Annotated in this window: 7 protein-coding genes, 1 tRNA gene and 1 pseudogene; 5 read left to right on the forward strand and 4 right to left on the reverse strand. The window is 67.3% G+C overall.

The features are described from left to right. Both AC1DZ6_RS10130 and AC1DZ6_RS10135 read left to right on the forward strand, forming a co-directional pair. Positions 1-263, forward strand: a pseudogene (locus tag AC1DZ6_RS10130) (HlyD family secretion protein); the annotation flags it as partial. A 74-nt stretch (positions 264-337) separates the two neighbouring features. After that, complete coding sequence (locus tag AC1DZ6_RS10135) at positions 338-595, forward strand: GlsB/YeaQ/YmgE family stress response membrane protein (RefSeq protein ID WP_477097058.1); 258 nt, start codon at positions 338-340, stop codon at positions 593-595. A gap of 187 nt (positions 596-782) precedes the next feature. Here AC1DZ6_RS10135 and AC1DZ6_RS10140 read toward each other — a convergent pair whose 3' ends face one another. The 3 genes from AC1DZ6_RS10140 to AC1DZ6_RS10150 form a co-directional block, all read right to left on the reverse strand. Then, positions 783-3,173: a putative bifunctional diguanylate cyclase/phosphodiesterase gene (locus AC1DZ6_RS10140; RefSeq protein ID WP_477097059.1), complete on the reverse strand. Its 2,391-nt coding sequence runs from the start codon at positions 3,171-3,173 to the stop codon at positions 783-785. A gap of 168 nt (positions 3,174-3,341) precedes the next feature. Beyond that, complete coding sequence (typA, locus tag AC1DZ6_RS10145) at positions 3,342-5,177, reverse strand: translational GTPase TypA (RefSeq protein WP_477097060.1); 1,836 nt, start codon at positions 5,175-5,177, stop codon at positions 3,342-3,344. Between the two features lie 614 nt (positions 5,178-5,791). After that, positions 5,792-6,724, reverse strand: coding sequence for an N-formylglutamate amidohydrolase (locus tag AC1DZ6_RS10150; protein WP_477097061.1), 933 nt, complete (start codon positions 6,722-6,724; stop codon positions 5,792-5,794). 178 nt (positions 6,725-6,902) lie between these two features. Between AC1DZ6_RS10150 and cpdR the strand changes: the two genes are divergently transcribed. After that, positions 6,903-7,259 carry a cell cycle two-component system response regulator CpdR gene (cpdR, locus tag AC1DZ6_RS10155; RefSeq protein ID WP_012284930.1) on the forward strand — a complete coding sequence of 119 codons (357 nt, stop codon included), beginning with the start codon at positions 6,903-6,905 and terminating at the stop codon, positions 7,257-7,259. 98 nt (positions 7,260-7,357) lie between these two features. Then, positions 7,358-7,432: transfer RNA gene (locus AC1DZ6_RS10160), tRNA-Val, on the forward strand. A 118-nt stretch (positions 7,433-7,550) separates the two neighbouring features. Here AC1DZ6_RS10160 and AC1DZ6_RS10165 read toward each other — a convergent pair. Then, on the reverse strand, positions 7,551-8,048 hold the full coding sequence (locus AC1DZ6_RS10165) for a GDSL-type esterase/lipase family protein (protein WP_477097062.1): 498 nt from the start codon (positions 8,046-8,048) through the stop codon (positions 7,551-7,553). Between the two features lie 1,306 nt (positions 8,049-9,354). Between AC1DZ6_RS10165 and AC1DZ6_RS10170 the strand changes: the two genes are divergently transcribed. Further along, the gene (locus tag AC1DZ6_RS10170) at positions 9,355-10,563 is read left to right on the forward strand and encodes an OmpA family protein (protein WP_477097063.1); all 1,209 of its coding nucleotides are present in this window, start codon (positions 9,355-9,357) and stop codon (positions 10,561-10,563) included.

Here is a 10,563-nt window from a genome sequence, read left to right on the forward strand (position 1 = left end):
CCGCCCACATCCGTGTGGGCCAGCCGGCGGTGGTCCAGGTCGACGCCCTGGGCGGGCTGAAGCTGCGCGGCCATGTCGAGCGCCTGGGGCCGGCCACCGGCTCGGAGTTCGCGGTGATCAAGCCCGACAACGCCACGGGCAACTTCACCAAGGTGGTCCAGCGCCTTCCGACCCGCATCGCCCTGGATCCGGACCAGGACGGCGTCGCGCGGCTGCGGCCGGGGATGAGCGTGGTGGCGCGGGTGGATACGGCGCGGCATTAGGCGGCGGCCAGCAGCAACCATTCGCCACGCCCAGGCATTCCAGCAGCAAATCTTGGCTGTCAGGAATCAAAGACATGAACGGTGTGGGCTTTATCGGCGCGATCATCATCGGCATCTTCGCCGGCTGGATCGCTGAACAGATCATGGGCCGCAATCACGGCCTGATCACCAACCTGATCGTCGGCCTGGTCGGCGCGCTGATCGGCGCGTTCCTGGCCAGCATGTTCAACATTCACTTCATGGGCTGGATCGGCAGCCTGATCATCTCGACCATCGGCGCGATCGTGCTGCTGTTCCTGCTGGGCCTGTTCAAGGGCCGCAACCGGGTTTGAGCTGAAATACGGCCCTGATCCTTCTCCCCTTGCGGGAGAAGGTGGTGGCGCATCCGCTGGATGAGGGGTCTCTCAGATCTCCGACGCCGCGCCCAGCCTGACCGCTGGGCGCGGCGTTTGCGTTTATCGACCCCTCACCCGACCTCGCTTCGCGAGGCCGCCCTCTCCCGCGGGGGGAGAGGGAAGGTCAGCTCACCGCCGCTTGGATGACATCGTCGCTCGCCGGCCCGCGCCGCAGGCGCTGCGCCGTGTTGTCCAGAAGGAAGCCGGGAATGTCGGCGATCGGCATGGGCCGGCCGAACAGATAGCCCTGGAAATGGTCGCAGCGCATGTCCTCGAGGATCGAGGCCTGCTCGGCGGTCTCCACCCCCTCGGCGGTGACCTCCAGGTTCAGGGTGCGGCCCAGCAGGGTGATGGTGCGCAGGATGTCGGCGATGGCCGGATTGCCCGACATCTCGGCGACGAAGGTGCGATCGATCTTGATCTTGTCGAACGGGAACCGCCACAGATAGGCCAGGCTGGAATAGCCCGTGCCGAAATCGTCCATGGCGATCCGCACGCCCAGGTCCTTCAGGGCCTGAAGCTGCTCCAGGGTGCCGGCGGTGTCGCGCAGCAGCAGGCCCTCGGTGATCTCCAGCTCCAGCCGCGAGGGCGCCAGACCCGAGGCGTCCAGGGCCCGGCGCACCTGATCGACCAGGTCGCCAGTCGCGAACTGGTTGGGCGACAGGTTGACCGCCACCTTCAGCGTCGCGGGCCACGAGGCGGCCTGGCGGCAGGCCTCGTTCAGCACCCACTCGCCGATCTTGCAGATCAGGCCCCACTGCTCGGCGCATTCGATGAAGTCGTCGGGTCCGACCAGGCCGCGTCGCGGGTGCTGCCAGCGCAGCAGGGCCTCGAAGCCGGTCGTCTCGTGGGCCTTGGCGCCGATCAAGGGTTGGAAGAACAGCTTCAGCTCGTCGTTGCGCAGGGCCGAGCGCAGGTCGATCTCCAGGGCCCGGCGTTCCTGGGCCCAGATGTCCATGGTCGCCTCGAAGAACCGGTAGGCTCCGCGTCCGTCGCCCTTGGCGCGGTAGAGGGCCAGGTCGGCGTTCTTCAGCAGGGTGTCGGCGTCGTCGGCGTCGGTCGGCGCCACGGCGATGCCGACGCTGGCCCCGATCGACACATGGTGGTCGTTCAGCTCGTAGGGCAGGGCCAGGGTGTCGACGATGGCCTGGGCCAGGACGCCCAGRCTGCCGGGCTCCAGGTCCTCGCGGACGACCACGGCGAATTCGTCGCCGCCCAGGCGGGTGACGATCCCGGTCTGGCCCACGCAGGCGCGCAGGCGACGGGCCGCCTCGATCAGCAGGGCGTCGCCGATCGGATGGCCCAGGCTGTCGTTGACGCCCTTGAAGTGATCCAGGTCCAGGCACAGGACCGCGCAGCCCGAGGTCTGGCCCTTGGCGTCCCACGCGCCGCTCAGGGCCTGCAGGAACGACAGGCGGTTGGGCAGGCCGGTCAGCACGTCGTAGTGAGCCAGGCGGGTGATGCGCTCCTGGTCCTTGCGGGCCTGGGTGACGTCGGCGCCGACGCCCCGGAAGCCGACGAAGGCGCCGTCCAGGCCGTGGATCGGCTTGCCGCTCAGCGCCCACCAATGAAGTTCGTCGCCGACCAGGACCGACACGACGACGTCGCGGAACGCCTTCTGCGCGACCAGCAGTCCGGTCAGGTTCGCAAGACCGTCGGGCGCCTCGGTCAGTTCGGCGCCCAGCTCGCCGACCCGCAGGCCCAGCAAGTCTTCACGCAGGCGACCGGCGGCTTCGGCCATGCGTTCGGAGACATAGGTCAGGGCGCCGGTCGCATCGACCTCCCAGAGCCAGTCGCTGGAGCCTTCCTCGAAGTCGCTGAGCAGCAGGCTGACCACCTGTTTCTGGCGCTCCAGCTCGTCGCCGGCCACCAGGCGGTCGACGAAGACCTTGGCGTGCGACAGGCACGACAGGCCCACGACCAGGTAGCAGAAGATCAGAAGTCCGGCCAAGGCCAGCAGAACGGGCTCGTGGCTGGTCAGCAGCACCCACAGCGAGCCGACGACCAGCGGAGTCGTATAGGACAGCGCCGCCATCGGCAGAGTCAGCAAGGCGAAGCTGCCGACGCCGATCATCCCGGCCATCAGGGCCACGACCAGCATGCTCATGTGGATGCCGGCGTCGTGCAGGGCCAGGGCCGGCAGCAGGCCCCAGATGCAGCCCAGCAGGCCGGCCTGCAGGGCCACGCGCCGCGCGCCCCGGGCCGAAACGGTGTTCTTGGCGCTCTTGCGGCGGCGGGCGGCCAGCCAGCCGCGCAGGCCCAGCAGGGCGTAGCAGGTCACGACGGTCGACCAGATCAGCAGGGTGACGCGGTGATGGCCGCCCAGGCCGGCCAGGCAGACCAGTTGGGCGTTGACGATGTTGGCGGCCATCATCACCGGCGTCAGGCGTTGGATGCTGACCAGTTGTTCGAAGCGGACCCGGCCCGCGATGGCCTCGGGCGCGACCGGCAGGTAGCGCGCCAGCGGCGCGACGATCCGTGCGGCGATCTGCGAAAGGGCGGAAATCTGGCGCACGACGCATCCTGCAATCTCAGGACGCCCCCGCATCCTGCGCGTGCACCGTATCGGTGGTTTCTGAAGCGGCGGTTAACCGTAAGCGCGGCGAAACGGCACGAAAAAGCCCGCCGCCTCGGAAGGCGGCGGGCTTCTTGATCGTCGGTCCCGGATTGTTCCGGGAACTGACTATTCTTCCCGGACGCGACGCTTGCGGAACGACGGGTTCAGAACCTGCTTGCGCAGGCGGATGTTCTTGGGCGTGACTTCGACCAGCTCGTCTTCCTCGATATAGGCGATGGCCTGCTCGAGGGTCATGCGGCGCGGCGGGGTCAGGCGGATGGCTTCATCCTTGCCCGAGGCGCGGATGTTGTTCAGCTGCTTGGCCTTCATCGGGTTGACGTCCATGTCATCACCACGGGCGTTTTCGCCGATGATCATGCCAAGGTAGGTCTTCTCGCCGGCGCCGACGAACATGACGCCGCGATCTTCCAGGTTCCACAGCGCGAAGGCCGCGGTTTCGCCGTCCGAGTTCGAGATCAGCACGCCCTTGCGCTGTTGGTCGAGCGGGCCCTTGTAGGGTTCGTAGTGGCTGAACACGCGGTTCAGCACGCCCGAACCGCGGGTGTCGGTCAGGAACTCGCCCTGATAGCCGATCAGCGAGCGCGACGGAGCGACCAGCGAGATGCGGGTCTTGCCGGCGCCCGACGGACCCATGTCCTTCAGCTCGGCCTTACGTTGCGAGAGCTTTTCGATGACGATGCCCGAGAACTCGTCGTCGACGTCGATCATGACGTCTTCCATCGGCTCAAGGCGTTTGCCGGTTTCCGGGTCGGTTTGGTACACCACGCGCGGACGGCTGATCGACACTTCGAAGCCTTCGCGGCGCATGTTCTCGATCAGAACGCCCAGTTGCAGTTCGCCGCGGCCGGCCACTTCATAGGAGTCGCCCTCGGTGGACTCGGTGACCTTGATGGCCACGTTGGATTCGGCTTCCCGCAGCAGGCGGTCGCGAATGACGCGGCTTTGGACCTTGTCGCCTTCCTTGCCGGCCAGCGGGCTGTCGTTGACCGAGACGTTCATCGAGATGGTCGGCGGATCGATCGGCTGGGCGGGCAGGGCGTCGGTGACTTCCAGGGCGCACAGGGTGTCGGCCACGGTGGCCTTGGACATGCCGGCGATGGCGACGATGTCGCCCGCTTCCGCGCCCTCGTCGACGGGCGAGCGCTTCAGGCCGCGGAAGGCCAGCACCTTGGTGATGCGGCCGCGTTCGATTTCCTTGCCGTCACGGTCCAGGGCGTGGATGGCCATGCCGGGAACGGCCTTGCCGCTCTCGATGCGGCCGGTCAGCAGACGGCCCAGGAACGGGTCGGATTCGACCAGCACGTTCAGGATCTGGAACGGCGCGTCGACCTTGGCGATCTGCTTGGGTTCCGGCACGTGGCGAACGATCAGGTCGAACAGCGGGGCCAGGTCGCTATTGGGGACGTTCATGTCCAGCGTGGCCCAGCCGGCGCGGCCCGAGGCGTAGATGTGCGGGAAGTCCAACTGCTCGTCCGTGGCGCCGATGGCGGCGAACAGGTCGAACGCGGCGTTGTGGACCTTGTCCGGATCGGCGTGGGCGCGGTCGACCTTGTTGATGCAGAGGATCGGACGCAGGCCCATCTTCAGCGCCTTGGTCAGCACGAACTTGGTCTGCGGCATGACGCCTTCTTCGGCGTCGACCAGCAGGACGCAGCCGTCCACCATGCCCAGGATGCGTTCGACTTCGCCGCCGAAGTCGGCGTGGCCGGGGGTGTCGATGATGTTGATGCGGGTTTCGCCCGCTTCACCGTGCCACAGGACGCTGGTGCACTTGGCCAGAATCGTAATGCCGCGTTCGCGCTCCTGGTCGTTGGAGTCCATGGCGCGTTCGGTCGTCGCCTCGTTGGCGCGGAACACGCCCGACTGGGCCAGAAGCTGATCGACGAGAGTGGTCTTGCCATGATCGACGTGCGCGATGATGGCGATGTTTCGCATGGACATGGAGAAGGCGGACTTTCGGGGAGGAACAAATGAAGTTTGACGCTGCGCGCGTCAGGCGCGCGGCTTTTACGCGACTGCGCGACGTTTATCCACCCCACCCCTTCGCAAGAGATTGGACAGGAAACCGGTGTCAGCCCCAAACCCCTTAATTTCATAGGGTTTGAAGAAGTTGCGGGTGGATGTCGTTTCTTTGGCAACTAATTGTGCAGTGCAGCATTGGCGCTGAAATCAGCCAAGCTTGGAGAGCGACGTTCTCCGGCCCTTACGTTACAAAGGGTTTCAGCGGACGGGTGCGACGAAAAAGACAACGCTGTCTGTCGATTTTGCTTGATGCATTTCGCACCGCACCCTATAAACGACGTGTGAGGTGGCCTTGCCGCCTCTGCCCTTCCTGGGCGTTTCCTCCCTAATGAACTGCCCGGCTCTCGAGCCGGGCTTTTTTTTGGCCTGAGCTTCTCCAAGCGTCCGCCATCCTCGGACGTGTTCCGAGGACCCCTGTTTCAGCCGCGAAAAGGGCTGATCCGTGGCGCGGTGAGATCGTGGCTCAATCCCCATCGACAGCGCGGCGGATCTGAAGAGGCCTCGGAACACGTCCGGGATGACGGCGCGAGGCGCTAGAGCAGTTCGGCCCAGTCCGTCGCGACCAGGCGCGCCGTCACCGACTGGATGTCGGCCTGCAGGCGCGCCAGGCCCTCGGTCGGCTCGCGCGTCGTCTCATTCATATAGAGCGCGCGGTTGATCTCGACCTGGATGGCGTGGGTGCGCCGGGTCGGGCGGCCGTAGTGTTCGGTGGTGTAGCCGCCGGCATAGGGGGCGTTGCGGGCCACGCGATAGCCCAACCCCTCCAGGGTCTTTTCCATCAGCCCGGTCAGCTTGGGACCGCAGGCCGCGCCGAAGCGGTCGCCCAGCACGATGTCGCACGGACCGCCGCCGCGCGCCCGATGGCCCCGCGCCGCCGCCGCCGGCATCGAGTGCCAGTCGACCAGGATCGCCAGGCCGTGGGCCTTGCGCGCCTGGGCCAGCAGGCGGTCCAGCGCGTCGTGATAGGGCCGGTGGGCGGTCTCGATGCGGACCTTGGCCTCGGCGAAGGTCAGCTTGCGGGCGTAGATGGGGCGGCCTTCGCCGGCCACTCGGGCGATCGCGCCCAGTCCCGCCGCCACCCGCGCCGTGCGGCCCTGGGCGAAATCGGGCAGGACGTCCTCGAACATCGCCGGATCCAACTCCCAGGCGTCGCGGTTGAGGTCGATATAGGCCCGGGCCAGGCGAGCGCGGATCACGCAGACCCCCAGGGCGGGCGCGCCGGCGATCAGGTCGTCGACGAAAGCGTCCTCCGAACCGCGCAGATCCTGGGCGTCCAGCCGCGCGGCGGCCATCATGTCGGGCGGATACAGCCGTCCCGAATGGGGCGAGGCGAAGACCAGCGGGGTGGGGGGCGGCGCGCTCTCGTCGGACACGGCGCCCTGGGCCCGCGCGACGTCGAAAGCCGGCGAGAAGCCTTGCTCCGCCGTCGCCGGCGTTTCCGAAGCGATCGGCTCCCATGCGGTCATGGACTTATTGTCGCGGTCCGGCGGTTCCGGGTCAAACGGCAACGACCCGCGATATAAGGGGACGGCAGCGGGCGCCATGCTTTAGCTGTGGACAGCCCGGGGCCGGTTCACCCGAGATTTACCGTCCTTCTCTAGAATCTCGCTTTCCAATTCCGCCTATCGCCTGGAAACTCACCGCATGGCCCGCATCCTCCTCGCCGAAGACGATGACTCCCTCCGCGGGTTCCTGGCCCGGGCGCTCGAACGCGCCGGTTTCGAGGTCACGGCCTGCGCCGACGGCGAAGAGGCCGTCCAGCACCTGGACACCCCCTGGGACCTGCTGCTGACCGACATCGTCATGCCCGGCATGGACGGCATCGAGGTGGCCCGCCAGGCCGCCGCCCGCGACCCGTCCCTGCGCATCATGTTCATCACCGGCTTCGCCGCCGTGGCTCTCTCCGCCCAGGACCGCGCCCCCGCCGGCGCCAAGGTTCTGTCCAAGCCCGTGCACCTGCGCGACCTCGTCTCCGAGGTCGAGAAGATGATGGCCGCGTAAAATTTTCTGGCGCGGCTTGCGTCCTTCGAAAGCCGCCGCTATACCCCCACACCTTCCCGCCCCGGACGCTTTTCGAAGCGCTCCAGGGCCGCTTTGGCGGACGCGTAGCTCAGCGGGAGAGCACCTCGTTGACATCGAGGGGGTCACAGGTTCAATCCCTGTCGCGTCCACCATTCCCTTCTTCCGACAATTCAATCACCTGCCGCGATTGCCGGGCGTTCTGGCGCCGTGGCTCGGCCCATCGATGGCTCAATGGGCCGATATTTCGGCGCGCGCGGCCCGAGTGGGCGGCTAGGTCACGCGCTGCAGCACCGTGGCGGTCTTCCCGGCGATGTCCCACTGCCCTTCGGCGCGGGGATGCACGGAATCGGTGATCATGTTCATGGCGGCCACCTGGGTGTATCCGCCCGGGAAATGCGGGATCATGTCGATGCAGGCCACGTCCTTCTCGATCGCCAGGTCCAGGATGGCGGCGCGATAGGGCTCCATGCCCAAAAGCTGGCGCTGCAGCGTCAGTTCCGGTGAAATCGGCGCCAGGCCCCCGGAGACACCGCTCGCGGCGTTGACGTTCGGCGGAATCGAGATCTGCAGGAGCACGTCCGCCCCCGCCGCGCGAGCCGCGTCGATGACCAGCCGATAGTCCGCCTTGAGGGTCGCGACCGGCGTCTGGAAGTTCCAGGCGTTGATCGAATGGTCGATGATGACCAGGCACGGCTGGATCACCGCCAGCGCCGGCAGGGTCTCCCACGGATGCGCCGACCCCGTGAAGGCGCCGGCCTGGATGTTCAACCACCGACAGGTTGATGATCCCGATGCTGGGCGCCGCCGAATTGTAGAAGCGGGCGACGCCGAGCTGAACCGAGCCCGCGACGCGCCTGAAGTTCACCTGCTGGATCGCCGCCGCGCCGAGATTGACCGTCGTCTTGATGAAGCCCGCGGACCCGGCTTGATCGATCGTTTGCAGCGCCGCCCCCGCGCCGACATGCACGGAGAAGCTGCCCAGCGCCGTGTCGGTCGGATAGAAGACGTCGGCCCGATCGACCGCGTAGGTCGAGGTGAAGCCGGCGGCGTTGGTGTTCGTGGTGTTGGCCAGGCACGTGAGGCTCGGGCCCACATAGGTGGCTGGGTTGCTCCAGCCGGAGCCCTGGGCGTAGCGAGGGTCGCGGCCGACCGAGATGTTGCCAGGCGCCCAGCCGTCCATCTGAACGATGATCCCCAGTTGCGGTGTCAGCAACTGGGCGACGCGCATCGGGTAGCACTTCTGCAGCGCCAGGGCGTCTGAGTTGGTCGCGTTGTTGAACAGGCCGCTGGAGCGATAGCCCACGGCGATGCTGTTGCCGATGATCACGATCGGCTTGGGCGCGGTCCCCATGCGGCAGGCCTGCACCGCGGCGCGCCAGTTCGGGAGATGAGCGGGGTCGCAGTTCAGTTCGCCTGGGGCGCGCAGGGCCGCTACGAGCACCCCCGAAGAAACCTTGGAGGCGACGCCGCCTTGGACCAGGGCGATGTCTTCGACGCCCGTGATCTTGGCCACTCTCGGCAACCCGGCGACGACGGCCGGATCCGCACCGCTCTGGCCCACTAGGTTGACGCCCGTCGGCCAGGCGCCCGCCGCCTTCGGGCCATAGATCGCCCACGCCGTCGTATCGATCCAAAAGTCGTCGTCCGCGCCATCGCCCGCCGTTGGCGGCGCCGTTCCATTGAGCAGCATGATGTCGTCCCCACCGGCGGGCCGACCGGCGAAACGCCAGGCCCCCCAACCCCGCATCGGTGATGGGCCGTACAGACGCTTTTAGGTGGTAGCCAGGCGGAACTCGCCTGTATCGCGCCGACCCGCGCCTCGATCGTTCAGCCGATCCGATACGCGGTCACGGGCGCGTTCCCCGCCCAGGGGCGCGCCTCTATGGCATAACGCTTGAGGCGCCGGACCCGCGACGATCATGGAAGCCCCGGGTTCCGGGCCCCTATGTCGATCTTTCGACGAAATGGCGCGAATGTGGCGCCTCTGCCACACCTGATTTCAATCCTGACGCGTTGTCGTCGTGAGGTTGCTCCCCGAGCGGATCTCACGACATTCACGTAGAGGGTTCACATCATGAAAATCCGGTTGCTGGCAGGTGTCGCGACGCTTGCGCTTTGCGCCGCGTCGGGCGCCTCCGCCCAAAGCGCGTTGAGCGGATGGTACGTCGCCGGCGACGTCGGGTACCACTGGCCAGACGGCGTCAAGGCCTCCTCGTCCACCGGCGCGCCGGACTGGACGTTCTCGGCCGATGACGACTGGGCTGGTTTCGGTCGTATCGGCTACAAGCTGACGCCGAACTGGCGCGTTGAAGGCGAATACGGCTATCGCCCCGGCGACATCGCCAGCGTTCGCGGTTCGGGCGCCACCCAACCGGCGGGTCTCTGCACCCCCGGCGTGGAGCGCACCGCCGCCGCCCCGACCTGCGGTCCCGTGGATGGTGAGCTGAAGGCCACCACCCTGATGGCCAATGTCATCTATGACTTCATGCCCGACTCCAGCTGGCGTCCCTTCCTCGGGGCCGGCCTGGGTACGGCGTGGGTTCACAACAAGGTCTATGGCCAGCTGGCCGGCGTTCCCGCCGGCGCCGCTCGGTTCCAGAACACCAGCTTCGATGACGTCGATCAGGCCCTGGCCTGGCAGGGCATCGTGGGCGTCGCCTGGGACTTCGCGCCGAACTGGTCCCTGGACCTGACCGGCCGTTATCTGCAGACCGATGACCTGCAATGGGGTTCGGTGACGCAGAACGTCGGCGGCCCGGGCCGCACCGGCTTCATCACCGACGTCGGCACCTACGAAGGTAAGTACAAGGACACCTCGCTGACGCTGGGCATCCGCTACACCTTCGGCTCGCCGCCGCCCCCGCCCCCGCCGCCCCCGCCGCCTCCGCCGCCCCCGCCGCCGGAAGCTCCTCCGCCCCCGCCGCCGCCGCCTCCGGCTGCTGCGTACGAAGCGCGCGAGTTCGTGGTCTACTTCCCGTTCGATCAGTACGTGCTGACGCCGGAAGCCCAGGCCGTGGTCTCTCAAGCGGCTGACTACGCCAAGGGCGGCAACGCGACGAAGATCACCGTGGTCGGCCACACCGACACCTCGGGTTCTCCGAAGTACAACGCCAAGCTCTCCGAGCGCCGCGCCAAGGCCGTCGCCGACGGTCTGGTCGGAGCCGGTGTCGCCGCCACCACCCTGGCGGTCGACTGGAAGGGCGAAAGCGAACCCGCCGTCGCCACTGGCGATGGTGTGAAGGAACCGCTGAACCGCCGTTCCACGATCTCGATCAACTTCTAA

This window comes from Caulobacter sp. P1_B12_2 (assembly GCF_056406675.1).